Source organism: Nonomuraea sp. NPDC049480, assembly GCF_044465905.1.
In the GTDB taxonomy this organism is placed as follows: Bacteria; Actinomycetota; Actinomycetes; order Streptosporangiales; family Streptosporangiaceae; genus Nonomuraea.
On the sequence record NZ_JBITMD010000018.1, the window covers coordinates 141,281 to 164,112 of the forward strand.

A 22,832-nucleotide genomic window follows, 5' to 3' on the forward strand; every position below is an offset into this window, starting at 1 on the left:
GTCATCGTCGGATCCTCCGGACACGAGCGCGGCGGCCGTCTCAAAAGCCGATCGGCTCGCGGACCAGGACAACCGTGCCGCGCCCGTGCAGGCCCTGCTGGAGGCGACGCGGCCGTTGATGAACTGGATCTGGAGCATGCCGACGACATCGAAGCAGTCCGCGTGGGACACGACAGCCGGTGACCGCGATCCGTCATGACGCGGGCTCGGCCTGCATGGCGCGGCGGCCCCCGTGGGGCGACATCGTGGGACGGGATCCCGTCAAGCACCCGGAGGCCGATATCTCGGACGCCGGGCCTGCGCGGGCTGGTCACTGGTCCTGCGGTCCTTCGGACGGCGCGGCAGGAAGGACGCAGGACAGGGCGCGGCGCAGGATGGTGGCGAAGGATGCGGTGTTGCCGCGTTCGAGCCAGTGTCGTCCTGCCACGCGGATGGCGCCGGCGACCGCGGCGGCCGTGACGGTGGGGAACAGGTCGCGTACCGGGTCGGTGCCGGTGCGCGCCGCGATCGCCTCGGCGAGCGGGCCCTCCGCCATGGAGAACGCCTTCAGGGCCTCGCCCTCCAGCTCGGGCGTCGACATGATCATGCGCAGGCCGGCCCTGTCGGGCTCGGGATTGGTGTAGAGCTCGATCACGGCCGCGATGACGGCCTGGGCCAGCGGCTCCCCGGCGGGCCGGGAGCGCAGCGCCTGCCCCGCGCGCCTGGACTGGTCGGCCTGGAAGGAACAGATCGCCTCCTCCCTGCTGGAGAAGTAGTTGTTGTAGGTGCGCGGTGATACTCCCGCGGCCGTGGCGATGTCATGGACGCGCACCAGGGCCAGCCCGTTGGGGCCCTGCTCGATGGCCAGGCGCAGTGCGGCGTGGCTGATCGCCTCGCGGGTGGCCTGCTTGTTGCGCGCCCGGAGATCCATGGCGTCGTCGTTCATGGGCCGACTCTACCCGATGTTGCGTGCCGCGTACTATGTGCGTGCCACGCAAGTTGTGGGTAGAGTGCGACGAGACGCCTGGCACTGGCCCTTGGAGAGTGCCAACCATCTGGCGTGCGCCGGGGCGGCGAGGTCTGCCGACAGGTCGTTCACCTGCCGGCGGACCGTCCGTCGCGGGCGCCGTCCCGGACACCCCCATCGAGACTAGGAGCAGACATGACTTCGAAAATGATCGCGTTCGACGAGGACGCCCGGCGCGGTCTCGAGCGCGGTATGAACCAACTCGCCGACGCCGTCAAGGTGACCCTGGGCCCCAAGGGCCGCAACGTCGTGCTGGAGAAGAAGTGGGGCGCTCCCACGATCACCAACGACGGCGTCTCCATCGCCAAGGAGATCGAGCTCGAGGACCCGTGGGAGAAGATCGGCGCTGAGCTGGTCAAGGAAGTCGCCAAGAAGACGGACGACGTCGCGGGTGACGGCACCACCACCGCCACCGTGCTCGCCCAGGCGCTGGTACGCGAGGGCCTGCGCAACGTAGCCGCCGGCGCCAACCCGATGGCCCTGAAGAAGGGCATCGAGGCCGCCGTCGAGCGCGTCAGCGAGGAGCTCTCCAAGCTGGCCAAGGATGTGGAGACCAAGGAGCAGATCGCCTCCACCGCCTCCATCTCCGCCGCCGACCCCGAGATCGGCTCGCTCATCGCCGAGGCGATGGACAAGGTCGGCAAGGAAGGCGTCATCACCGTCGAGGAGAGCAACACCTTCGGCCTGGAGCTGGAACTCACCGAGGGCATGCGCTTCGACAAGGGCTACATCGCCCCGCTCTTCATCACCGACTCCGACCGGCTCGAAGCGGTCCTGGACGACCCGCACGTCCTGATCGTGAGCGGCAAGGTGTCCGCCAACCGGGACGTGCTCCCCCTGCTCGACAAGGTCGTGCAGTCCGGCAGGCCGCTGCTGGTCATCGCTGAGGACGTCGAGGGCGAGGCCCTGGCCACCCTGATCGTGAACAAGATGAAGGGAGTCTTCAGGTCGGTCGCCGTCAAGGCCCCGGGCTTCGGCGACCGCCGCAAGGCCATGCTCAACGACATCGCCATCCTGACCGGTGGCGCCGTCATCGCCGAGGAGGTCGGTCTCAAGCTCGAGAGCGCCACCCTCGACCTGCTGGGCCGGGCCCGCAAGGTCGTCGTCACCAAGGACGAGACCACGATCGTCGACGGCGCCGGTGACGCCGAGCAGATCTCCGGCCGGGTCAACGAGATCCGCGCCGAGATCGAGCGCACCGACTCCGACTACGACCGTGAGAAGCTCCAGGAGCGCCTCGCCAAGCTGGCCGGCGGCGTGGCCGTCATCAAGGCCGGCGCGGCCACCGAGGTCGAGCTCAAGGAGCGCAAGCACCGCATCGAGGACGCCGTCCGCAACGCCAAGGCGGCCGTCGAGGAGGGCATCGTCCCCGGCGGTGGCGTGGCGCTGCTGCAGGCCGGCGCCAAGGCCTTCGACAAGCTCGAGCTGGGCGGCGACGAGGCCACGGGGGCCGCGATCGTCAAGAAGGCGCTCGAGGAGCCGCTGAAGCAGATCGCGGTCAACGCCGGTCTCGAGGGCGGCGTCGTGGTGGAGCGCGTGCGCAACCTCACCCCCGGTGAGGGCCTGAACGCCGCTACGGGCGAGTACGTCAACATGTTCGAGTCGGGCATCATCGACCCGGCCAAGGTGACGCGCTCCGCGCTGCGGAACGCCGCCTCCATCGCGGCGCTCTTCCTCACCACCGAGGCCGTCATCGCGGAGAAGCCCGAGAAGACCCCCGCCGCGCCCGCCATGCCGGGTGGCGGCGACATGGACTTCTAGTCCCTTCTAGTCCTGTGCGTTGCGGACGCGGGTTGGCGGCGCATGTCAACCCGCACGAACACATCCCGCACAAACACATCCCGCACAAACACATACGGAGGCCCCTGATGCGTGCCTTCGGTGTCACCTACGACACCGGTTTCCTGTCTGCCGGAACCACCACCCACGAGCCCTTCAACCCGGACACGGTGCGCCGCGAAATGCAGATCATCCGGGACGAACTTCGCTGCGACGCGGTCCGCATCACCGGAGGAGACCCGGACCGCCTCGAGACCGCCGCACACCACGCCGCCCACGCGGGCCTGGAGGTCTGGTATTCGCCGTTCACCAACGGCCTTACCCAAGACGAGCTGGTCAAACGCTCCCCGGCCTGAAGGCCGGGGCTTGCCCGCCGTGAACGGCTGTGCGCCACAGGCGGGTGGGCCTTGTTTGACCAGCCCGAGCCATCACCGACAAGGAGGTGCATCCAGATGGCTACGTCTCACGCAGGACAGAAGACCCACCGTGCCGTGCTTCCTCAGCGGCACGCTCTGGAACCTGTCTCAGCAGACAACCCCGGGAGCAGGGACGAAACGGGGGACAGGCGCGCGGCAGGCCGCGCACCCGGCGTGGGACATGGGCGAGGGGAGACCCGCCGCACCGCACCACGCGGCGGGCGTCACCCCGAGGCGTCACGCGACGCTGAGGGAGGCCGCGGCATTCCCGCCGCACCCCAGCCACACCAACCGCGCGTGTTCGTGCTGGACAAGCACGGCACGCCGCTTCAACCCACCCGCCCGGCGATGGCGCGCAAGCTGCTGGCCTCAGGCCGGGCGGTCATCCACCGGCACACCCCCCTGGTCATCCGGCTGAAAGACCGCGACGCCGGTTCCTGCGCGGTGCCTGGTGTCGAGGCTGGCATAGACCCCGGCAGCAAGCACACCGGCCTGGCCCTCTTCCACGACAACGGCGACGGCGCCCGAACCGGGCTGTTCGCGGTGCAGCTCGACCACCGGGGCGGGCGCATCCGCGACCGGCTGGCGGCGCGGGCCGCCTTCCGGCGGCGCCGCCGCAGCAAGAATCTGCGCTACCGGGCGCCGCGTTTCGCCAATCGAGCCCGGCCGCGGGGATGGCTGGCCCCGTCGCTGCGGCACCGGGTGGAGACCACCATGAGCTGGGTGGACCGGCTGGCCCGGTGGGCGCCGGTGCGGGCCCTGCACGTGGAGCGGGTGGCGTTCGACACCCACGCCATGTCCGCGGGCCGCCCGCTGGAGGGGGCCGAGTACCAGCAGGGCACCTTGTGCGGGTACGAGGCGCGCGAATACCTGCTGCACAAGTGGGGCCGCGCCTGCGCCTACTGCGGCAAACAGGAGGTGCCGCTGAACATCGACCACATTCATCCCCGCTCGCGCGGCGGCTCGGACCGGATCTCGAACCTGGCCGTGGCCTGCATCGGCTGCAACCAGGCCAAGAACGCGCACCCGGTGGAAGAGTTCCTGGCCGGACGCCCCCAAGTCTTGGCGCGCGTGCTGGCTCAGGCCAAGCTGCCGCTCAGGGACGCAGCAGCGGTCAACGCGACCCGGCAGGCGCTGTGGCGGGCCTTGACCGCGACCGGCCTGCCCGTGCACGCCGCCTCCGGCGGGCGGACCAAGTGGAACCGGTCGCGAACCGGCGCTCCCAAGTCCCACACACTCGACGCGCTGCACGTCGGCGAACTCGCCGTCGTGACCGGCTGGCCTGACACGGTATTGGTGGCCGCCTGCGCCGGGCGCGGCGGCTACGCCCGCACCCGCACCGACCGGTATGGCTTCCCCCGGCTACGGCTGCCCAGAGTCAAACAGGTCCGCGGGTTCGCTACCGGTGACCTGGTCCGCGCGAGCGTGCCCGCCGGCAAAAGGGCCGGGGTTCACACCGGCCGGGTCGCGGTCCGCGCCACCGGCAGCTTCAACATCACCACCGCCCGCGGCACCGTCCAGGGCGTCAGCCATCGGCACGTCCGCCTGCTGCAACGCGGCGACGGCTACGCCTACCACCATCAGGGAGAAAGCAGGGGCGATGCGCCACTGTGACCGTTTCGACGGCGTTTCGCCCGGCGGCGTATCGCCTGTTCCTGCCCTGCTCCGAAGGGGTCCGTTTCCTCTCTGACCTGAAGGCCGGAGTATCCACGGAGATTTCTGATGAGCCCGAGCGTCGCCGTGATGCAGGCCGAGGACACCGTCGCCGAGATGCTGGCCCTTCAGGACGAAGGCGCGATCCGCTTCACCGGCATGTCAGGAAATCTGCCCCACCTCCCGGAGCACATCGCGATCGGGGCGTTCGACGTTTTCCTCCTCCCCTACTCGGCGCTCGACCGTTCCCATGAGGAACTCATCAGCGCCGCCGCGGCAGCCGGCGCGGGGACGATCGCTCGTGGCTCAGTCGCCCGCCCGCTCATGGCTCCGCCCGAGGCCATGCCGGAGCCGATGCGCCGGCCGCTCGCCGACAGCCACGCGCGGCTCGCCGCCGCTGTGGCCTAGACGATCTGGCAGAGGGCGCCTCGACGATGGAGCTTCTGCTCCGCTTCATTCTCAGTCACCAAGATCTGCACTCGCTGATCGTCGGCTCAACCCAGCTCGCGCATGTGCAGGCCAATGTCGCAGCCGCCCAGAAGGGCCCGCTCCCGACGGACGTGTACGACGCACTGCGGCCGCCTCAGTTCGAGGTAGGAGGGCTCAAGCCGACTGCGGCATCCGTAGGCGGGAGGGCGGTAACCGCTCGGTTCAGAGGGCGAGCGCGGGCGCGGGCGCGAGACCGAACGTCGGCACCAGGCTCGGATCGTTGAACGCCGTGATGCGGGAGATCCGGGCCCCGATCACGGTCAGGACCTGGACGCCGTGCGCCTCGTACCGGCCGTCGCCCACGCGCGGCGGCGATCGCGCGCCCGAAGCCGCGGCCGGCACCGGTGACGACGGCGGTCTGGAAGAGATCTGACATCGGACACTCCGAAGTGGTGGTCGGGTTCGTCCGCATCAAGACCAGCCGCAGGAGGAAAAACCGTCGCCGGAGCCGGAAACGGGGGAGTGATGTGCGTCACAGACACCGCACCCGGCCGCCGCCTGTCATATGACGGGGCTCCCGGGCGTCACTGGCCGAAGCCGTGCAGGCGCTCGATGATCTCCGCCTGGCGGGCGCGGAACCAGGCCCGGTCGCGGGCGCCAGCCGCGAGCCCGCCGGGGCGTTCACCGTCGTGACGGGCGTACTCCTCCGCCCACAGCCCGGTCTTGACCCGGCTGAGCAGGTTGCCCATGCCCGGCCGCCGCCGCGCCCGGCGCACCGCCGCCACGTCCAGCTCCGCCGCGGCCACCAGCGACTCGCCCGCGCCCGCCCGCGCCAGCACCCGCCCCTCGTGATCGATCAGCTCCGAGCCGCCGTTGGTCGAGTCGCCGGGGATGGCGATGCCGGCCAGGCCGCCGGTGTTGGCCGAGACCACGTACGCCAGGTTCTCCACCGCCCGGGCGCGGCGGGCGATCGCCTTCGGCGTCAGCTCCGGGGACGACGCCTCGGAGGTGGGGTGGCAGAACACCTCGGCGCCGCGCAACGCCAGCGCGCGGGCCAGCTCGGGCATCAGGATCTCCTCCGAGGCGAGCACCGCCAGGTTGCCGATCTCGGTGCGGGCCACCGGCAGCACGCCGTCCAGGCCGTAGAGCTCCAGGTAGCGCTCCCACACGTCGTAGGGAGTCGGCGTGAACATCGAGTGCAGCCGGCGATACCGCAGCACCGTCTCCCCGGCCGGGGAGAGGATCACCGACGCCTGGAAGTACAGCTCGGGGAAGTGCTCGTCGCGTTCGTAGGCGTTCACGCAGAGGAACACCTCGTTCCGGGCGGCGACCTCGCCCAGCGCCTTGTACTCGGGGCCGGTGGGGTCGAGCGCGGCCCGCTCCCGCCACTCGGCGAAGCTCTCGCGCATCGGGAACCCGGTCAGCACGTACTCCGGCAGCACCACCAGCCGCAGGTCGGGCCCGAGCCACGCCTTGGACCCGGCGAGCTGCGCGCCGATGCGCCCGATGGCCGCAGCCATCTCGGCCCGCGGGTCGGCGGCCGCGTTGACGGCCGTGGTGCGCACCTGCAGCGCCAGGGCGGTGAAGGCGAGCATGTCAGGCAGTCCTCCGCTCGTCGATCAGGGTGCGCCGCACGCACACGCCGTCCTCCAGCCACTGCCAGACCCGGCTGCGCGACCTGCCGTCGGCACTGAGCACGATCATCTCGTACAGCCGCAGCGGCCGCCCCTTGAACCGCCACGTGAGGTAGATCGTGCTGTCGTCCACCTCCCAGAACTGGCCCTCGAGCCGGTCGGTGTCGAAGCCGCACCGCCCGCCGCCGAGATACGTGCCGGGGAACTCGTGCACCTCGGTGCGCCCGTCGTCCCAGGTGTAGCGGTTGGTCTGGTGGTAGGCGGCGTCGCCGACGATGCGGCAGGTCATCTCGACGCGGTGCCGGTCGAGCAGTTTGCCGTCGCGGTCGAGGTGGCGGTACTCGCCCTCCCACTCGCCCTCGTGCCGGGCCAGCAACGGCATCTCCGCACGCAGTCCCATCCCGCTACTCCTTCGTCGCGTGCCACCAGGGGTCGGCGGCGGCGGATCGGTTGACCAGGAAGGCCCGGCGGCGCAGGAAGCGGGCGATGGAGGCGGGACCCATGCGGGAGCCGCCGAGCCCGGACAGGCGGAAGGAGTGCTTCTCGCCCTCGTGGACGAGCGCGGTCAGCGCGGCGTCGTTGACGCTGACCGCGCCGGCGTGCAGCCGGGCCGCCACGGCGCGCGCCTGATCCTCGGTGGCGGCGAAGACGGCGGCCGACAGCCCGTACGCCGAGTCGTTGGCCAGCACGACCGCCTGGTCCGCATCGTCCACGGCCATGACGGGCAGCAGCGGCCCGAACGTCTCCTCGGTCATCACCAGCATCGAGTGGTCCACTTCCGACAGCACGGTGGGACGGCACCAGTGACCGCCGCCGTGCCGCTCGATCGCCCCGCCGGTGTGCACGACGGCGCCCTTGGCCACGGCGTCGGCGAGGTGCGCGGCGATCACGTCCGCTTGGTCGGGCGCGACGATCGGACCGATCGGGCCGCCCTCGCAGGTCAGCCCCACCTGGGCGGCCTTGCCGGCCAGCAGCGCCAGGAACTCGTCGTGGACCTCGCGGGCCACGTACACGCGCTCGATGGACTGGCAGGACTGCCCGGCGTTGGCGGTGCCGCCCCACAGGATCGCCGAGGCCGTCCGGTCGAGGTCGGCGCCGGCCAGCACGATCGCCGGGTCCTTGCCGCCGAGCTCGAGGAACGCGGGCACGAACGCGCGCGCCGCCGCCTGCGCGACCAGCCGCCCCGTTGGCACGCTGCCGGTGAACACCACGGCGTCCACCAGGTCCACGAGCGCCGCGCCCGTCGTGCCGTCGCCCTCCACGACCCGCAGCGGCAGCTCGTCGGGGACCAGCCGCATCAGCGGCTCGATGAAGCGGGGCGTCACCTCGCTCGGCTTGACCAGCACCGTGCAGCCGGCGGCCAGCGCGGGCACGGCGTCGATGAGGCCGAGCAGGAGCGGGAAGTTCCACGGGGTGATGGCCCCGACCAGCTCGTACGGCACCGCGTCGCCGGCCACGACGATGCCCGGCAGCGCGGCGGGGAACTCGGCCGGGGGCGCGAGCAGCGCGGGCGCCTGGCGTACCCATCGCTCGACGAGGCCGGCGGTGATCTGCCGTTCCAGCACCGACTCCGCGACCCGGCCGGTGTCGGCCACCAGCGCGGCCAGCAGCTCGTCGTCGGCGGCGAGCGCGGCCCCGAACCGCGACAGCACCGCGCCGCGATCGGCGTCCGCCCAGGCGGGAGCCGTCGCGCGCAGCATGGCCGCGATCGCGGCGAGCCGGTCGGGCGGAACGGGGGCCACAGGCCGCTCGACCTGCCCGGTGAGGGGATCACGGACGTTCACGGACCGCCTCCGCATGGAGATGGAGCAAAACAGCCCTCATTGTGATCATGCCGGACGGCGCGCTGTCCAGTCCCGGCCAGGAGTCAGATTGCGTCACGCGGCCTGCGACCGGCACGTGGGGTTCGTGGGCGAGGGTCACGGCATGCCGGCCGAGGCGGTCGAGGGGATCACCGGGGTGAACCCCGCCCGCGACCCCGGCGCCGGCGTATAGGCCGCGCAGGTCGCGGGCCTGGCGTCTGCCGCTCTTGAGTCACTAGGTGGGCCGCACCTCCAGAGGCCGGCCGGTGGCCAGGATGTGGACGTCGGTGTCCGGCGCGACGGCGGCCATGGCGGCCGCGAAGCGCTGCGGCGTGCCGTCGTACTTGAGCAGCAGCCGATCGCGTACGTGACCTGCGGTGTAGGCGTAATGGATCGGCACCGCGACCCGTGGCCGCAACACGGCGGCGAGCTCGGCCGCCTGCTCGGCGTTCATCACCACACGCCGGTTGAACGCGGGGCGGACCATCAACCCGTTGACGGGCAGCAACGCCAGATCGATGCGAGGGAAGCGGCGTCCGACCTCGTCCAGTTCCTGGATGCGCAGGGTGTCGCCGCCGAAGAACACGGTCAGCCCGGCGGCCTCGATGACGAAGGTGACCTCAGGCACCGCGTGCTTGGCGGGCGTGGCCGTGATGCGCAGTCCGCCGATCGAGACCTGCTCCCAGGCGTCGACTTCGGTGACGTCGGTGAAGCCCGCCCGCATGGCGCGGTCGCCGATGCCGCGCTTGACGATCATCGGCACCGCACGGTCGGGATAGGCGGAGAACGCGTCGACGTCGTAGTGGTCGTAGTGCCCATGGCTGGCCACCACCGCGGACAGGCGGGGCAGCGTGGCGGGCGTGAAGGCGAGTGATTCGCCCGGGAAATACCCCGGCCTCTCGGAGAACCACGGATCGGTGAGCACGCGCGTGCCCGCGAAGTCGAGCAGCACGCAGGAATGCGCGACCCGGATGAGTGTCAGCGACATATCGCTAAGTAGACGCATGTAAGGTTACGTGTGTCAACATAAGGAGCGAGACCATGACACGGGTACGCAACCGCCGCGGTGAGGGCGCCCGGCTGCGCGCGGAGATGATCGAGGCGGCGACCGGACTGTTGGCCTCACCGCCGGAGGAGGTGCTGTCCCTGCGAGCGGTGGCCCGCGCGGTCGGCGTCACGCCCCAATCGGTCTACCTGCACTTCGCCGACAAGCAGGAGCTCGTGTACGCGGTGGTCGAGCGCCTTTTCGAGCGACTCGACCGGGTCCTCGACGCGGCGGACGGCGGAGCGGGAACGCCGTTCGACCGCTTGCGGGCTCGCTGTCTTGCCTACTGCGCCTGGGGACTGGCCAACCCCGGCCACTACCGGCTGCTCTTCGACAGCCCCGCAACCGGCCAGATGGGGACGGGCTACGCGGGATCTCCGGGTGCCGCCGTCTTCGAGGGGATGCGGGGCGCGCTTGAGCCGTGTCTGTCACCAGGCGAGGACCCGCACGCCTGCGCCGTGGCCGTGTGGACCTTCCTGCACGGCAACGTCGTGCTGCGGACCGGCAAGCCCGGGTTCCCCTGGCCCGGTCTCGACGGCCTCGTGGATCAAGTGCTCGCCTCCTACAGGCCGTGGTAAGTCACAAGCTGCCGTACCACGGGGTCTGGACCTGCGCCGCGTCCTTCGCCGCCCACGCCTGCCCGCACGCTACGACGCCGCCGGAGGCCTCACCCTGCGGAGGGGGAAGGACGTGAAGGTCGTCGCTCACGAACGTGATCGTCAGCGGCTTCACGTGGTGAAACGGCGCAGCAGCTTGCCGGCGGCGGCGAAGTCGCGGACCACGTCCGCGGCCGTGCGCTGCCGGCGGATCAGGCCGACGGCCTGGCCGGCGTAGACGTAGGCGGTGTCGAAGTCGCCCGCGCGGCGGGCCGCGTCCAGCTCCTCCCTTGCCGCCTCGTCCACGGCCAGCTCCGGCTCCCTGCCCTGCCAGCGGTCGAAGAAGGCGTTGCGGAGGGCGCGCCCGCCGTACTCGGGTGGCCAGGGGAGCCGCTGGGCGACGTCGAAGACGCGGCCGTAGGCGGTGCCGGTCTCCCCGGCGTCCAGAACGCGCCGCCGGGCCGCCTCCGAAGCGGTCGTCTCGACGCAGGCGAGGAACGCCGTGCCCGCCCACGCGCCCTCGGCGCCCGCGGCCAGCACGGCGGCCAGGCCGCGGGCGGTCGCGATGCCGCCCGCCGCCAGCACCGGCACGCCGACCGCGTCCAGCACGCCCTGCAGCAGCGGGAGCGTGGCCACGTCATCGCGGCCGTGACCGCCACCCTCGCCACCCCGGGCCACGACCACGTCCACGCCGGCCCGTTCGGCCGCCACCGCCTCCTCCGTGGTGCCCGCCTGGGTCGCGACCGTGATCCCGGCCTGCCGCAGCGGCTCGACGTACGGGGCGTAGTCGCCGAAGCTGACGGAGACCAGTCCGGGGCGGGCGGCCAGCACCGCGTCCAGGTGACCGGAGCTGTCCGGCAGCGCCCAGGCCATCAGCCCGATCCCGTACGGCCGGCCGCTCGCGGCGGCGACGGCGGCCTGCTCGGTGATCCACGAGGCCGGGACGGCGGGCGGCACGCCGAACATGCCGAGCCCGCCCGCCGCGGACACGGCCGCGGCCAGCCGCCCGTCGCTCACCCCCGCCATGGGCGCGCCGACCAGCGGCACGTCGAGCCCGAACCGGTCGGTCAGCCAGGTACGTGGCATGGTCTCCGCTCCTTCTCTCCCTGCGACCCCATCATCGTCGCTCATGGGGCAGGAAGAGGTCCCGCACGGCCGCGAGGACGCGCCGCGTGAACGGCGACACGCTCCCTGGTCCATGGAAGGGCTGCATGCCGCCCCCGGTGAAGCCTTCGAAGGTGGCGATGTCGGCGCCCGGATGGCAGACGACCTCCGGGCCCGGCAGGTCGGCCAGCAGGATCTCCCCCTGGTCGGTGTCGGCGTCGAAGGGGTGTGCACCGCGGCGCACCCACCGCAGCCGGTCGGCGTTGTCGAGCCGGTAGACACCGGAGCCCTGACCGGCCGCGACGCGCACCGGCTGCCCTTCTGACAGGCGGATCCTGACGGAGAACGGCCCGCCCCGCTGGGTGGCGCGCAGGAGCGTGACGTGGTTGAACTCCTGGGGATCTCCCAGCCACGTCACCGGGTGGCCGAGCATCACCGCCAGATGGGCCAGCACGAACGGGGGCAGGCCGACGGCCTGCTGGTTGACCGCCGACACCTCGGCGCCCTCCTGGTGCCGCCACTTGATCGCGCTGAGGTGGACGCGTTCACTCGCCGTCAGGATCGCCTCCATGCCGAACAGCCCGGCGATCCCGTATCTGCGCCAAGCCCAGACCGCGACGCGCTCGGCGCATTCGATGAGCAGCGCGGCCGCCGGCGCCGGCCAGGGCCGCGACCAGTCCGTGCCGGCGGCGCTCAGCGGCCCGATGGCCGGCTCGGCGGCGCCGGTCGTGGTGTGCGAGGGGCGGTCGGCGTACACGCGCACGCCGTCCCCGCCGTCCGGGACGCTGAGCACGGTGACGGCGGCCGGCCAGCCGTCCACGTACGCGGCCACCCGGTACGGGCCGAGCAGCCGCGCCGCCCGGCCCATGTCGCCCTCGCCCGACACGATCACCGTGCCGCCTCCGCCCGCCTGCACCACCACCCGCTCGGTGCCGACCGCACGGCGCAGCTCGGCGAGACCCGGAAGCCGGTCGACGTGCACGCAGCGGATCCGTGCCACGGCGGGCACGCCGGCCGCGCGCAGCAGGTCGTCGAACAGGTGCCCGGCCTCGATCGTGGCCCGCACGCCGTCGTCGATGGCCGCGACGGTGCCGCCGGGGCCGGCCAGCTCGCGAAGCTGGGCGCCCCCGTGGCGGGTGAAGACGACGGGCGGGCGGTCCAGCTTGACCAGGTGCCGGGCGGCGTCGTGGCGTACCCGGCGCAGCCAGCCGTGCCGCTCGGCCACCGAGCGCACGCGGGTGCGGTCCTCGGCGGCGACGACCATGTCCGCCAGGGCGGGATCCCACGCCGAGTAGCAGCCGATGGCCAGGCCGGGACGCAACGCCTCGATGGGGGCCGGGCCGGTGTAGCCGGTGCGCAGCACGGTGCTGAACCGGTCGACGCAGACCAGCGGGCGGCCTGCCAGCGCGGCCAGCAACTCGGCGTTGGCCGCCGCAGCGTGGCGCGCGTCCATGCCGGAGTTCATGGCACTTCACGCGTGGCCGGGATGCGTATCATTCGTCCTCCTTCGTACCCGTCCACGGGTCACGGTCCGCACTATTGACGGTGCTCTGTGCAGGGCGCATCGTCGAGAGCACCGCGATGTGAAGCGATGTGAAAATGCGATGCCGCCTCGCCGTACCCACCCCGTCGCGAACCGTGCCCTGGCCGCGTTGATCGAGCAGGCGGGCTGGACGCACGCCGCCACCGCGCACCACGTCAACGCCGTGGCCGCGGAGAACGGGCAGCGCATGCACTACGACCGCTCGGCCGTCGGGCACTGGCTGACCGGGACCGTTCCTCGGCCGGAGGCGATCCCGGCGGTGGTGGAGGCGTTCCGCCGCCGGCTCGACCGGCCGGAGCTCGCGCCGGCGCACCTCGGGTGGCCGGATCCGGGCGGCGCGCCGCCGGTCGACGACCCCTGGCGCGGCGACCCGGTGGCCCGGCTGGCCACGCTGGGGGAGGACGACATGCTGAACCGCCGGACCGTGCTGACCGCCGGCACGTTCACGCTGGCCGCCCTGTCGGCCCTGTCGGCGCGCGGGGGCATGAGCGGCGAGCGGGGGGCCGCCGCCCGGGCGGGCGCCGCCGACGTCGCCCGCATCCGCGCCGCGACCTCCAGCTTCGCGGACCTGGACGACCAGTACGGCGGCGGCCACGCCCGCGCCGCGGTCGCTGCGTACCTGGCCCGCGAGGTCACGCCCCTGCTGCACGGCACCACCGGCCGGCGCCGGCCCGACCTGTTCGGCGCCGCGGCCGAGCTGAGCTACCTTGCCGCGTACATGGCCATGGACGCCGGGGCGAACGCGCTGGCCCAGCGGTACTACATCAGCACGGTGCGGCTGGCCGACGAGGCCGGCGACCTGGTGTTACGCGCGACGGCGTTACGCAGCATGGCGGTCCAGGCGGCCGAGCTGGGCCACGACGGCGAGGCTCTGGCGCTGGCCGAGGCCGCCGCCTCCGCGCTCGGCGGGCACGGGCCGCCGCGTACGCAGGCCTGGATCACCGGCATGCGGGCCGAGGCGCACGCGGCGGCCGGCACCCGCTGGGACGCGTTGAGCCTGCTGCACCGCACCGAGACCCAGCTGGAACGCGCCGACTCCCGGCCCGAGTCGGAGTGGACCGGCAACTACCGGCGCGAATCACTGGAGCATCAGATCGGGCTGACCCTCACCCAGCTGGGCGACCACGCCACCGCCGCCCGGCACTTCGCCGCGTCCATGGCCGCACGCCGGCCTGTCGAGCGCCGTACCCGGACCCTGATCGGCCTGCGGGCGGCGCACGCGTTCCTGCGCGCCGGCGAGGTCGAGCGGGCCGCCGCCACGGTCCTGGACCTCGGCGACGACGTGAGGCTGGTGGCGTCGGCCCGGGTCGGCGACGAGCTGCGCCGCCTGCGTGCCGCCTGGCAGCCGCATCGCGGCAACGCGCTCGTCGCCCGTGTCGACCGCGTCATCGCCCACTGAGGCGTGGGCCCCGCGGGGTCGCATCAGCCCCCGCCGAGGTGCCGGCCCACGTGGCGCCGCGGTCCCCGCCGAGGTGCCGGCCCGCGCGGCGCGGCGGTCCCCGCTACGTCTCCACCAGCACCCGCACGTCCCACGGCCCGAGCCGCAGCTCGGCGCCGGGTTCGTGGCCGGCGCCGTCGAGCACGTCGCGCACCGCGACCGGGACCTGCACGGTCGCCGGCTCCCACGTCCAGTTGTGCAGGAAGCGCAGCCGCCGCCCGTCCGTCGCCGTGGCGCCGGACGAGGTGACGCCTGCCGGCATCGAGCGCCACGGCCCGGCGTCCGGCACGAGCCATCGGAACAGGGCTTCGCCCAGCGCCGGGTTGGGGAGGGTGCCCACGTAGGTGACCCGGCCCTGCCCGTGCGCCCGGGTGGTGATCGCCGCCCACCGGCCGAAGTGCGGGTGCTCGTACCCGGCGAGCACCTGGGCGTCCTCCGCCTGCAGGCCGTCCGCCCACCGGGTGCCCGCCGCGTCCGCCGGCAGCGCCAGCGGCGACCCCGACGGCGCCCGGACGGGCAGGCCGGCGGACAGGTTGCTGAACTCGTCGTACCAGGCGCCCGCGGCGTCGGCGAGCCCGGCGGGCTGGACCTGGCGGCGGGCCCGGGCCTCGTGGTCCGCGTACGCGGTGCGCGGGCCGAGCACCAGGTGCCCGCCGGCCGCCGCGTACGCCTCCAGCCACTCCAGCGTGGCGTCGTCGGCCACGTACAGCCCGGCGGCCACGAGCACGGGGTGCCGCGCCGCCAGCGTGCCCGGCTCCTCGGCCACGGCCTGCCCGGCGTGCAGCACCCGCACCTGGCAGCCCGCGTCGAACGCGCCGCGATAGAACGGGTCGAAGATGCCCCGGTAGGAGCGCTCGTCCGGACCGCCGTCCGGCTTCGCCAGCGCGGGCTGGGCGGTCAGCGCCCACTTGCTCGGCGTGGAGTACAACATCGCGACGTCGGCGTCGGGCGTGAGGCCGGCGACCAGCTCTCCGGCCGTCTCCAGCTCGGTCCCGATCCGGGCGATCTCCCGGTACGTGCGGCCGGGTCGCCCGCTGTGCGGCAGCACGCCGCCCCAGTACGTCTCGGTCCCGAAGACCAGCGTCCGCCACTGCCAGTACTCGATCATCGAGGCGCCCCGGGAGACGAGCGCCCACGCGGCCTGCCGCCACTGCCCGTCATAGGCGGGTTGGTTCGCCCACGGCCCGCCGATGGCCTGCGCGTTGGTCTCGGTGACGAGGAACGGCTCCTGCCGGGAGGAGAACATCCGGTCAGCGCTGAGGTAGAGCGCCCAGGTGTCGTGCGTCGTCCAGTGCTGCGGTGAGTCCGCCGGGGCGGGCAGCACGAGCCCGTCCTGCATCGCGTAGTACGGGTTCCCGGCCGTGACGTCGAGCCGGCGGGTCAGGTCGTCGTCGGCGATCCCGGGCCGCTCGTAGGAGATGCAGGTGGTGACGAACTGCTCGGGCCGGGCGTACTCGCGCACGATGCCGGCCTGCCAGGCGATGAACTCGGTGACCAGATCCGCCTGGAAGCGTCGCCACGCCTGCGTGTACTGCGGCTGGGCGTTGCCGTCGGGCGTCCACAGGTCGGCCCAGGTGGACAGCCGGTGCGACCAGTACACCAGGCCCCACTCCCGGTTGAGCGTCTCCACGTCGCCGTACCTGTCCCGCAGGTGGTCGACGAACCGCTGGAAGACGCCGTGGTTGTGGAGCAGGTGCAGGCCGGGCTCGTTGTCGACCTGGAAGCCGATGACCGACGGGTGATCGGCGTACCGCTCGACGACGCGCCGGGTGATCCGCTCGGCGTGGAAGAGGAACGCCGGATGGGTGAAGTCCATCTCCTGGCGGGCGCCCCACGGGATGCGCTGCCCGGTACCCCGCTCACCCGCTATTTCCGGATATTGCCGGGCGAGCCAGGGCGGCACCGCGTACGTCGGGGTGCCCAGGATGACGGCGATGCCACGCTCGTGCGCGCCGTCCAGGGCCGGCTCCAGCCAGTCCAGGTCGAACCGTCCGTTCTCCGGCTCCCAGGTGGACCACACCGACTCGCCGACCCTGATCACCGAGAACCGGGCCTCGGCCATCAACTCCAGGTCGGTCTTCAGCAGGTCACCGGGATGGTATTCGGGATAGTAGGCGGCGCCGAAGAGCACTCGCGGCACAGGTGATCCTTTCATTGTTTGACTCCGCCCGCGGTGAGCCCGCTCTGCCAGTAACGCTGCAGCATCAGGAACGCCGCGATCAGCGGGATGATCGACAGCAGTGAGCCGGTGACGACCAGCGGGAGCACGTCACCGGCCGCCCCGCCGCCGGCCGACGCCTGCGCGGCCCAGTTGGCCAGGCCGACGGTCACCGGGTAGAGCGACGGGTTGTTGAGCATGATCAGTGGCAGGAAGTAGTTGTTCCAGGTGGCGACCAGCGTGAACAGCAGCACCGTGACGAATCCGGGCGCGAGCAGGCGCATCACCACCTGCCGGAAGATCCGGAACTCGCCCGCGCCGTCGATGCGGGCCGCCTCCAGGAGGCTGTCCGGCACCGCGTCCTCGGCGTAGACCCGCATGAGGTAGAGGCCGAACGGGTTGACCAGCGACGGCAGGATGATCGCCCAGGGCGTGTTGACCAGGCCGACCTTGGCGAAGATCAGATAGGTGGGGATGGCCAGCGCCGTGCTCGGCACCATGATGGCCCCCAGCACTATCCCGAACAGCGCCTTGTTGCCGCGGAAGGGGAACTTGGCGAACCCGTAGCCGCCGAGCGCGGCCAGCAGCGCCGCGCCGCCCGCGCTCACCACCGCGTAGATCGCGGTGTTGAGCAGCCACCGCCCGTACACCCCGTCCTGCGCGGTGAACAGCCGCCCCAGGTTGTCCGGCAGCGAGAACTCGCGGCCGAACCACAGCCCGAAGCTGTTGAACAGGTCGCCCGTGGTCTTCGTCGAGGCCACGGCCAGCCAGAACAGCGGCAGCAGGAAGTAGATGAGGAACGCGAGCATCGCCAGCGTCAGCACGGGGGAGCGGCGCCTGATCCGGCCGGCCGTCATGGCGTCCTCCTGCGGTTGGCGGCGAGCTGGACGGTGTACGACACCACGACGATGACCAGGCCGAGAAGGAACGACACAGCCGCGGCGTAGTTGACGTCCTGGCTGGTGAAGGCCAGCGAGTACGCGTACAGGTTGGGGGTGTAGGCGCTGTCGATGACGTTCGGGGCCAGGCGCTGGATCAGCTGCGGCTCGTTGAACAGCTGGAAGCTGCCGATGACCGAGAAGATCAGCGCCAGCAGCAGGGCCGGCCGGAGCGCGGGGATCTTCACGCTCCAGGCCGTCCGCCAGGTGCCGGCGCCGTCGACGGCCGCGGCCTCGTACAGCTCGGACGGGATGGCGCGGAGCGCGGCGTACAGGATGATCATGTTGTAGCCGGTGAACTCCCACGTGACGATGTTCGCCAGCGAGCCGAGCATGAGGTCCTCGCCGAGCAGGTTCGGCGCGGGCAGGCCGAGCCCCTCGGCGAGCTGGGCGATGAGGCCGAACTCGGGACCGTACAGGTAGCCCCACATCAGGGCCGCGACCACGCTGGGCACCGCGTACGGGACGAAGACGCCCAGCCGGATGAACCGCGACAGCCACAGCACCCCGCTGTCCAGCGCGAGCGCGAAGAACAGCCCGAGCAGCAGCATGATCGGCACCTGGATCAGGAAGAACTCGGCCACCCGCAAGACGCCGCCGAGCAGCCGCTCGTCGGTCAGCGCCCGCCCGTAGTTCTCCAGGCCCACGAACGTGGTGCCGCCGACCAGCTGCTCCCTGAACAGGCTCAGGTAGCCGGCGTACGCCAGCGGCACCACCAGCATGGCGACGAAGACGATCAGGAACGGCGCCACGAACAGGTAACCGGTCCTGGCCCTGCGCCTGTTCATGGCCTCACTCCGCTCCTCCGGGCGACGGCACTCCCTCGCGTGCTCATGGCCTCACTCCGTGAGGCGGGCTCGGTCGCCCTTTGCCGCCGATTCACTTCGAGACCTTGAAGCCCTGCTGCTCGGCGTAGGAAGTGATGCGTTGCTGCCACTGGTCGAGCGCGGCGACCGGGTCGGTCTTGTCGGCGAGGGCCTTGCCCACGGTCTCGTCCCAGTCGCTGACCGTCTGGTCCAGGAACGGCGGCCAGGTGAAGTCCTTGGAGACGGTGTCGCTGATGCCGGCGAAGAGCTTGTTGACCTCCTGCCCGCCGTAGAACTCCGGCTTCTCGTCGACGAACGCCTTGTCCTCCAGCAGCGCCTTCGTCGGCGGGAACAGGAACTGCTCGGAGGCGAACATCCTGGTCGACTCGGGGTCGGTGTTGAGGAACTCGGCGAACTCGGCGGCGGCGATGGGGTTCTTGGTGCCCTTGATGACGGCGCTGGTGGAGCCGCCCCAGTTGCCGGCCTTGTTCTCGCCGGCCGCCCATTGCGGCAGCGGCGCGGCCCGCCACTTGCCGCTGGTGTCCTTGGCGCTGCCGGCCAGGAACACCGGACCCCACGCGGCGGTCAGCCAGGTGGCGTACTTGCCCTTGTTGAGCGCCTGGAACCACTGGTCGGTGAAGTCGGTGTCGGTCGAGACGACGCCTTCCTTGACCAGGCCGCCCCAGTAGCCCGCGACCTTCTTGGACACCTCGTCGTTAGCGTTAACAGTGATCTGATCGGGCGCCGTCATCTGGAACGGCTTGGCGCCGGCCTGCCACAGCAGCCCCATCCACGCGCCGGCCTGGTTGCCGGCGAGGTTGGTGATGTAGACGCCCGGGTCGGCGGCGTGCAGCTTGCGGGCCGCGGCCGCGAACTCGTCCCACGTTTTCGGCGGCTGGATGCCGTGCTCGTCGAAGATGTCCTTGCGGTAGAGCATGCCCATCGGCCCGGTGTCCTGCGGGATCGCCCACACTTCGCCGTTCTTGCCGGTCACCTGGCCCCAGGTCCAGTCGACGAACTTGTCCTTCAACGCCTCGGCGCCATAGGGCCGCAGGTCGAGCAGGTTGTTGGTGATCGTGAAGGTGGGGATGTACTGGAACTCGATCTGCACGACGTCCGGCGCCCCGCTGCCGGCCTTGAGCGCGGTGCGCAGCTTGGTGTACTGCGGCTCGCCCTGCCCGGCGTTGACGACCTTGACCTTGATGGCCGGGTACTTCTTCTCGAACAGCGCCACCTCCTTCTGGATGTCCGGGACCCAGGTCCAGAACGTGAGCTCGGTGGGCGTCTGCATGGCCTTGTCGATCTCGGCCTGGCTGACGGCGCCCGGCGGCTTGCCGGCGGCCGGCTGCTGCGTTCCTCCGTCGCCCCCTCCGGCGCAGCCGGAGAGGAAGAGTGCGGCGGCGGCCGCGGTGGCCAGCCGGCGGGTTCGTGGCGTGATCATGTGCTCTCCTTGGGGGGTGCGGTTGAGCGGCGCACCACGAGGTGCGGGGGCAGGTCGTCGTGGATCGCCGTGCCCGCGCCGCTCTCGATCTGCTCGACGAGCAAGGCGAGCCCGTGCGCCGCGATGGCCTCGAAGTCCTGGCGGATGGTGGTCAAGGGCGGGGACAGGTAGCCTGCGGCCGGGATGTCGTCCATCCCGACCACGCTCACCTGCTCGGGCACCGCGCGGCCGGCCTCGGCCAGCGCGCGCAGCACGCCGATCGCCATGTCGTCATTGGCCACGAACACCGCCGTGACCTCCGGGTTCGCCGCAAGGATCCGCCCCGCCCGGTATCCGGAGGCCGGGGTCCAGTCGCCCTCCAGCGGCGGCGGCTCGGGGGCGCCCGCGGCGGCCAGCGCCTGCCGCCAGCCACGCGTGCGATCGCGGGCCGCGAACCACGGGCTCGGCCCGGCGACGTGCCAGACGGTGGCGTGGCCGAGGCCGAGCAGGTGCTCGGTCGCCAGCAGGCCCGAACCGACGCCGGCCGCGCCGGTGATCACCACCCGCGGCCCGTCGAGACCGGGCAGCTCGCCCAGGCTCAGCACCGGGACGTCCGGGTCGATCCTGAACACCTGGCCCTCGTCGATCGGCTCGGACAGCACGATGCCGTCCACGCCCTGTTCCAGCAGGGATTCGACGGCCTTCATGATGCCGCCCTCCTCGCCTTCGAAGGTGTTGACGACGCTCAGCGCGTACCCGATCTCCCTGGCCCGCCGCTCCAGCGCGACGAGTGAAGTAGACGGGCCGAAGAGCGAGCTGCCGAGGGAGACCACCCCGATGCGGTGGAAGCGGCCGAGGTTGAGCGCCCGGGCCGCGGTGTTGCGCCGGTAGCCGAGCTTGCGCGCCGCCGAGAGCACCCGCTCGCGGACCTCTTCGCTGACGTACGGCTCCCCGTTCATCACGCGGGAGACCGTCTTCTGCGACACGCCCGCCAGCCGGGCCACGTCCGTGCCGCCGGGCGGCCTGCGCTTCGACATCCCAGCTCCTTGTGCTGACTACGTAGTCAGACTTCCCTCACTGTGCGTGCGGGCATGGTGGCTTGTCAAGGGGAGGTTTCCGGGAGGTTTCCGATATTCAAGTTATTGACCAAGCGCTCGTTCAAGGGATATATAGGGAAGCAGATATATGTTGACGTGCCGATATCCGCGGAGGCCCGGATGGGGCGTACACAGGACCAGCGGCGAGCCGAGACGCGGGCGCGGCTGATCGACGCGGCGGCGGACCTGTTCGCCCGCAAGGGTTTCCACGCCGTGTCCGCCGAAGCGGTGGCCGACGCCGCCGACCGCACCACGGGCGCGCTCTACAACCACTTCGGCGGCAAGGAAGGGCTGTTGCTGGCCCTGCTCGAGGTGTGGAAGGAAGAGGCCGCGGCCGAGCTGCTCGCCGGGTTCGAGGAGGTCAGCGGGCTGGACGAGCGGCTGGCCGCCATGTTCGGCGCGCTCACCCGCGACAGCAGCGCGTCGTGGCTCCTGCTGGAGATGGAGTTGTGGCTGCACGGCGCCCGCGACCCCGTCATCGGCGAGCCCCTGGCCAGGCGGTACGCCGACGTCCGCGCCCGGCTCGCCGAAGGGCTGGCCGACTGGGCCGGGGAGGCCGGGGTGCCGCTGCGCCGCTCGCCCGAGCAGACGGCCGCCGGAGTGCTCGCCCTGCTCATCGGCTGCGCTGTGCAGCACCGGCTCGACCCGCCGGCGGTCGAGGCCCGGGCCGTGGTGGAGAACCTACGCGACCTGCTGGGACTGCCGTAGCCCGCATCGAAGGAGGCGCTGATGCAGATCAACCTGCTTGAAGACACCTGGGAACGCGAGGTTCCGCACGAACAGTTCGCCTACTTGCGCAAGAACGCACCCGTCCACTGGCACGACGTGCCGGGCGACACCGGGTTCTGGGCCATCACGAAATATCAGGACGTGAAGGCCATCAGCCGGGACGCGCACACCTGGTCGACGGAGCTCGGGACCGCGTTCATCCGTACCCAGACGCCCGAGTTCATCGCCCTCGCCAGCCTGACCCTCCTGAACATGGATCCGCCGAAGCAGACCCGCTACCGGAAGCTGGTCAGCGCCGGATTCACGCCCAGGATGATCGCTCAGCTCAAAGGGAAGATCCAGCGGCGGGCCGAGAAGATCGCCGACGGCGTGGCGGACAAGGGCGGCGAGGTCGAGTTCGTGGAGGACGTCGCCCAGTACCTGCCGCTGCAGATGATCTGCGATCTGGTCGGCGTGCCCGAGCAGGACCACGCCCGGATCTTCGACTGGTCCAACCGCATGGTCGGCTTCCAGGATCCGGACTTCCGCACCACGCCGGAGGACGGCGAGATCGCCTCGGCGGAGGCACTCGCGTACTGCGACGAGCTGGCCGAGGAGCGGCGGGTGCACCCGCGCGACGACATCCTCACCGCGCTGGTGCAGGCCGAGGTCGACGGCGACCGGCTGACCAGGGACGAGATCGGGCTGTTCTTCGTGATCCTGTTCGTCGCCGGGAACGAGACCACCCGCAACCTCATCGCGCACGCCATGAACGCCCTGATCACGCATCCCGGCAGCTACCGTGAGCTGGCCGCGAACATCGACGACGAGGACCTGTGGCGGACCGCCACCGAGGAGTTCCTGCGCTGGGGCTCCTCGATCCACAACTTCCGGCGCACCGCGACCATGGACACCGAGCTGCGCGGCCAGCCGATCGCGGCCGGGGAGAAGGTGGTCACCTTCTACGCCTCGGCCAACCACGACGAGGAGGTCTTCGCCGACCCACGCACCCTCGACATCCGGCGCACCCCCAACGACCACGTGACGTTCGGCGGCGGCGGGCCGCACTTCTGCCTGGGCGCCGGGCTGGCCAGGATGCAGATCCGCTGCATGATCAGGGAGCTGCTGCGGCGCTTCCCGTCGGCCGAGCACGCCGGGCCGGTCAGGCGGATGCGCTCGGACTTCATCAACGGCATCAAGCACATGCCGGTCCGCTTCACCTGAGCGCGGCCACCTGCGGCAGGTCATCCCCGCCCGGGC

General features: G+C 71.7%; 24 protein-coding genes. 11 read left to right on the forward strand and 13 right to left on the reverse strand.

Translation table 11 applies throughout. The features are described 5' to 3' along the window. Positions 1-310: 310 nt before the first annotated feature. The gene (locus ACIBX3_RS40005) at positions 311-925 is read right to left on the reverse strand and encodes a TetR/AcrR family transcriptional regulator (protein ID WP_397125774.1); all 615 of its coding nucleotides are present in this window, start codon (positions 923-925) and stop codon (positions 311-313) included. A 216-nt stretch (positions 926-1,141) separates the two neighbouring features. On the opposite strand from ACIBX3_RS40005, the gene groL reads away from it, so the two are divergent. From groL to ACIBX3_RS40035, 6 genes are all read left to right on the forward strand, one after another. Beyond that, on the forward strand, positions 1,142-2,767 hold the full coding sequence (groL, locus tag ACIBX3_RS40010) for a chaperonin GroEL (RefSeq protein ID WP_397125775.1): 1,626 nt from the start codon (positions 1,142-1,144) through the stop codon (positions 2,765-2,767). Between the two features lie 107 nt (positions 2,768-2,874). Next, positions 2,875-3,141 (forward strand): hypothetical protein, encoded by a 267-nt coding sequence (locus ACIBX3_RS40015; RefSeq protein WP_397125776.1) that lies wholly within the window; start codon positions 2,875-2,877, stop codon positions 3,139-3,141. A 357-nt stretch (positions 3,142-3,498) separates the two neighbouring features. Continuing rightward, positions 3,499-4,815, forward strand: coding sequence for an RNA-guided endonuclease IscB (gene iscB, locus ACIBX3_RS40020; protein ID WP_397125777.1), 1,317 nt, complete (start codon positions 3,499-3,501; stop codon positions 4,813-4,815). A 108-nt stretch (positions 4,816-4,923) separates the two neighbouring features. Next, complete coding sequence (locus tag ACIBX3_RS40025) at positions 4,924-5,262, forward strand: hypothetical protein (protein ID WP_397125778.1); 339 nt, start codon at positions 4,924-4,926, stop codon at positions 5,260-5,262. A gap of 26 nt (positions 5,263-5,288) precedes the next feature. Continuing rightward, on the forward strand, positions 5,289-5,567 hold the full coding sequence (locus tag ACIBX3_RS40030; protein ID WP_397125779.1) for a hypothetical protein: 279 nt from the start codon (positions 5,289-5,291) through the stop codon (positions 5,565-5,567). Further along, positions 5,564-5,716, forward strand: coding sequence for a hypothetical protein (locus tag ACIBX3_RS40035; protein ID WP_397125780.1), 153 nt, complete (start codon positions 5,564-5,566; stop codon positions 5,714-5,716). The genes ACIBX3_RS40030 and ACIBX3_RS40035 overlap by 4 nt, the downstream gene beginning before the upstream one ends. 151 nt (positions 5,717-5,867) lie before the next feature. Here ACIBX3_RS40035 and ACIBX3_RS40040 read toward each other — a convergent pair whose 3' ends face one another. Genes ACIBX3_RS40040 through ACIBX3_RS40050 form a run of 3 tightly spaced genes read right to left on the reverse strand, consistent with a single transcriptional unit; the run spans position 5,868 to position 8,701 of the window. Next, positions 5,868-6,878, reverse strand: a complete 1,011-nt coding sequence (locus ACIBX3_RS40040; RefSeq protein ID WP_397125781.1) for a nitrilase-related carbon-nitrogen hydrolase — start codon at positions 6,876-6,878, stop codon at positions 5,868-5,870. A 1-nt stretch (position 6,879) separates the two neighbouring features. Next, positions 6,880-7,317, reverse strand: a complete 438-nt coding sequence (locus tag ACIBX3_RS40045; RefSeq protein ID WP_397125782.1) for a hypothetical protein — start codon at positions 7,315-7,317, stop codon at positions 6,880-6,882. Positions 7,318-7,321: 4 nt separating this feature from the next. Continuing rightward, entirely contained in the window at positions 7,322-8,701 is a 1,380-nt protein-coding gene (locus tag ACIBX3_RS40050; RefSeq protein ID WP_397125783.1) for an aldehyde dehydrogenase family protein, read from the reverse strand. A gap of 88 nt (positions 8,702-8,789) precedes the next feature. On the opposite strand from ACIBX3_RS40050, the gene ACIBX3_RS40055 reads away from it, so the two are divergent. After that, positions 8,790-8,912, forward strand: coding sequence for a hypothetical protein (locus tag ACIBX3_RS40055; protein WP_397125784.1), 123 nt, complete (start codon positions 8,790-8,792; stop codon positions 8,910-8,912). 42 nt (positions 8,913-8,954) lie between these two features. Here ACIBX3_RS40055 and ACIBX3_RS40060 read toward each other — a convergent pair whose 3' ends face one another. Further along, a complete protein-coding gene (locus ACIBX3_RS40060) occupies positions 8,955-9,707 on the reverse strand; it encodes an MBL fold metallo-hydrolase (protein ID WP_397125785.1) in 753 nt (250 codons plus the stop codon). Between the two features lie 53 nt (positions 9,708-9,760). Between ACIBX3_RS40060 and ACIBX3_RS40065 the strand changes: the two genes are divergently transcribed. After that, positions 9,761-10,342: a TetR/AcrR family transcriptional regulator gene (locus tag ACIBX3_RS40065; RefSeq protein ID WP_397125786.1), complete on the forward strand. Its 582-nt coding sequence runs from the start codon at positions 9,761-9,763 to the stop codon at positions 10,340-10,342. 1 nt (position 10,343) lies between these two features. On the opposite strand, the gene ACIBX3_RS40070 is transcribed toward ACIBX3_RS40065, so the two are convergent. Genes ACIBX3_RS40070 through ACIBX3_RS40080 form a run of 3 tightly spaced genes read right to left on the reverse strand, consistent with a single transcriptional unit; the run spans position 10,344 to position 12,917 of the window. After that, complete coding sequence (locus ACIBX3_RS40070) at positions 10,344-10,472, reverse strand: hypothetical protein (RefSeq protein WP_397125787.1); 129 nt, start codon at positions 10,470-10,472, stop codon at positions 10,344-10,346. Between the two features lie 20 nt (positions 10,473-10,492). Beyond that, positions 10,493-11,446 carry an NAD(P)H-dependent flavin oxidoreductase gene (locus ACIBX3_RS40075; protein WP_397125788.1) on the reverse strand — a complete coding sequence of 318 codons (954 nt, stop codon included), beginning with the start codon at positions 11,444-11,446 and terminating at the stop codon, positions 10,493-10,495. Positions 11,447-11,477: 31 nt separating this feature from the next. After that, positions 11,478-12,917: a hypothetical protein gene (locus ACIBX3_RS40080; protein ID WP_397125789.1), complete on the reverse strand. Its 1,440-nt coding sequence runs from the start codon at positions 12,915-12,917 to the stop codon at positions 11,478-11,480. Between the two features lie 151 nt (positions 12,918-13,068). Here ACIBX3_RS40080 and ACIBX3_RS40085 point away from each other — a divergent pair, with 151 nt between their 5' ends. Further along, a complete protein-coding gene (locus tag ACIBX3_RS40085; protein WP_397125790.1) occupies positions 13,069-14,406 on the forward strand; it encodes a hypothetical protein in 1,338 nt (445 codons plus the stop codon). 103 nt (positions 14,407-14,509) lie between these two features. Here the strand turns inward: ACIBX3_RS40085 and ACIBX3_RS40090 are convergent, their stop codons facing one another. From ACIBX3_RS40090 to ACIBX3_RS40110, 5 genes are all read right to left on the reverse strand, one after another. Beyond that, positions 14,510-16,585: a beta-galactosidase gene (locus tag ACIBX3_RS40090; RefSeq protein ID WP_397125791.1), complete on the reverse strand. Its 2,076-nt coding sequence runs from the start codon at positions 16,583-16,585 to the stop codon at positions 14,510-14,512. 11 nt (positions 16,586-16,596) lie between these two features. Beyond that, entirely contained in the window at positions 16,597-17,460 is an 864-nt protein-coding gene (locus ACIBX3_RS40095) for a carbohydrate ABC transporter permease (protein WP_397125792.1), read from the reverse strand. Continuing rightward, positions 17,457-18,329, reverse strand: coding sequence for a carbohydrate ABC transporter permease (locus ACIBX3_RS40100; RefSeq protein WP_397125793.1), 873 nt, complete (start codon positions 18,327-18,329; stop codon positions 17,457-17,459). The genes ACIBX3_RS40095 and ACIBX3_RS40100 overlap by 4 nt, the downstream gene beginning before the upstream one ends. 91 nt (positions 18,330-18,420) lie before the next feature. After that, positions 18,421-19,788 (reverse strand): ABC transporter substrate-binding protein, encoded by a 1,368-nt coding sequence (locus tag ACIBX3_RS40105; protein ID WP_397125794.1) that lies wholly within the window; start codon positions 19,786-19,788, stop codon positions 18,421-18,423. Continuing rightward, a complete protein-coding gene (locus tag ACIBX3_RS40110) occupies positions 19,785-20,804 on the reverse strand; it encodes a LacI family DNA-binding transcriptional regulator (protein ID WP_397125795.1) in 1,020 nt (339 codons plus the stop codon). The genes ACIBX3_RS40105 and ACIBX3_RS40110 overlap by 4 nt, the downstream gene beginning before the upstream one ends. A 180-nt stretch (positions 20,805-20,984) precedes the next feature. Between ACIBX3_RS40110 and ACIBX3_RS40115 the strand changes: the two genes are divergently transcribed. Both ACIBX3_RS40115 and ACIBX3_RS40120 read left to right on the forward strand, forming a co-directional pair. Beyond that, a complete protein-coding gene (locus ACIBX3_RS40115) occupies positions 20,985-21,572 on the forward strand; it encodes a TetR/AcrR family transcriptional regulator (RefSeq protein ID WP_397125796.1) in 588 nt (195 codons plus the stop codon). 21 nt (positions 21,573-21,593) lie between these two features. Then, positions 21,594-22,796: a cytochrome P450 gene (locus tag ACIBX3_RS40120; protein WP_397125797.1), complete on the forward strand. Its 1,203-nt coding sequence runs from the start codon at positions 21,594-21,596 to the stop codon at positions 22,794-22,796. Positions 22,797-22,832: the final 36 nt, after the last annotated feature.

Excerpts from the sequence above, each read along its gene's own strand:
- ACIBX3_RS40005 (WP_397125774.1), bottom strand. The coding sequence starts at position 925 with ATGAACGACGACGCCATGGATCTCCGGGCGCGCAACAAGCAGGCCACC.
- groL (WP_397125775.1), top strand. The coding sequence starts at position 1,142 with ATGACTTCGAAAATGATCGCGTTCGACGAGGACGCCCGGCGCGGTCTC.
- ACIBX3_RS40015 (WP_397125776.1), top strand. The coding sequence starts at position 2,875 with ATGCGTGCCTTCGGTGTCACCTACGACACCGGTTTCCTGTCTGCCGGA.
- ACIBX3_RS40025 (WP_397125778.1), top strand. The coding sequence starts at position 4,924 with ATGAGCCCGAGCGTCGCCGTGATGCAGGCCGAGGACACCGTCGCCGAG.
- ACIBX3_RS40030 (WP_397125779.1), top strand. The coding sequence starts at position 5,289 with ATGGAGCTTCTGCTCCGCTTCATTCTCAGTCACCAAGATCTGCACTCG.
- ACIBX3_RS40040 (WP_397125781.1), bottom strand. The coding sequence starts at position 6,878 with ATGCTCGCCTTCACCGCCCTGGCGCTGCAGGTGCGCACCACGGCCGTC.
- ACIBX3_RS40045 (WP_397125782.1), bottom strand. The coding sequence starts at position 7,317 with ATGGGACTGCGTGCGGAGATGCCGTTGCTGGCCCGGCACGAGGGCGAG.
- ACIBX3_RS40060 (WP_397125785.1), bottom strand. The coding sequence starts at position 9,707 with ATGTCGCTGACACTCATCCGGGTCGCGCATTCCTGCGTGCTGCTCGAC.
- ACIBX3_RS40065 (WP_397125786.1), top strand. The coding sequence starts at position 9,761 with ATGACACGGGTACGCAACCGCCGCGGTGAGGGCGCCCGGCTGCGCGCG.
- ACIBX3_RS40075 (WP_397125788.1), bottom strand. The coding sequence starts at position 11,446 with ATGCCACGTACCTGGCTGACCGACCGGTTCGGGCTCGACGTGCCGCTG.
- ACIBX3_RS40080 (WP_397125789.1), bottom strand. The coding sequence starts at position 12,917 with ATGGACGCGCGCCACGCTGCGGCGGCCAACGCCGAGTTGCTGGCCGCG.
- ACIBX3_RS40085 (WP_397125790.1), top strand. The coding sequence starts at position 13,069 with ATGCCGCCTCGCCGTACCCACCCCGTCGCGAACCGTGCCCTGGCCGCG.
- ACIBX3_RS40095 (WP_397125792.1), bottom strand. The coding sequence starts at position 17,460 with ATGACGGCCGGCCGGATCAGGCGCCGCTCCCCCGTGCTGACGCTGGCG.
- ACIBX3_RS40100 (WP_397125793.1), bottom strand. The coding sequence starts at position 18,329 with ATGAACAGGCGCAGGGCCAGGACCGGTTACCTGTTCGTGGCGCCGTTC.
- ACIBX3_RS40105 (WP_397125794.1), bottom strand. The coding sequence starts at position 19,788 with ATGATCACGCCACGAACCCGCCGGCTGGCCACCGCGGCCGCCGCCGCA.
- ACIBX3_RS40110 (WP_397125795.1), bottom strand. The coding sequence starts at position 20,804 with ATGTCGAAGCGCAGGCCGCCCGGCGGCACGGACGTGGCCCGGCTGGCG.
- ACIBX3_RS40115 (WP_397125796.1), top strand. The coding sequence starts at position 20,985 with ATGGGGCGTACACAGGACCAGCGGCGAGCCGAGACGCGGGCGCGGCTG.
- ACIBX3_RS40120 (WP_397125797.1), top strand. The coding sequence starts at position 21,594 with ATGCAGATCAACCTGCTTGAAGACACCTGGGAACGCGAGGTTCCGCAC.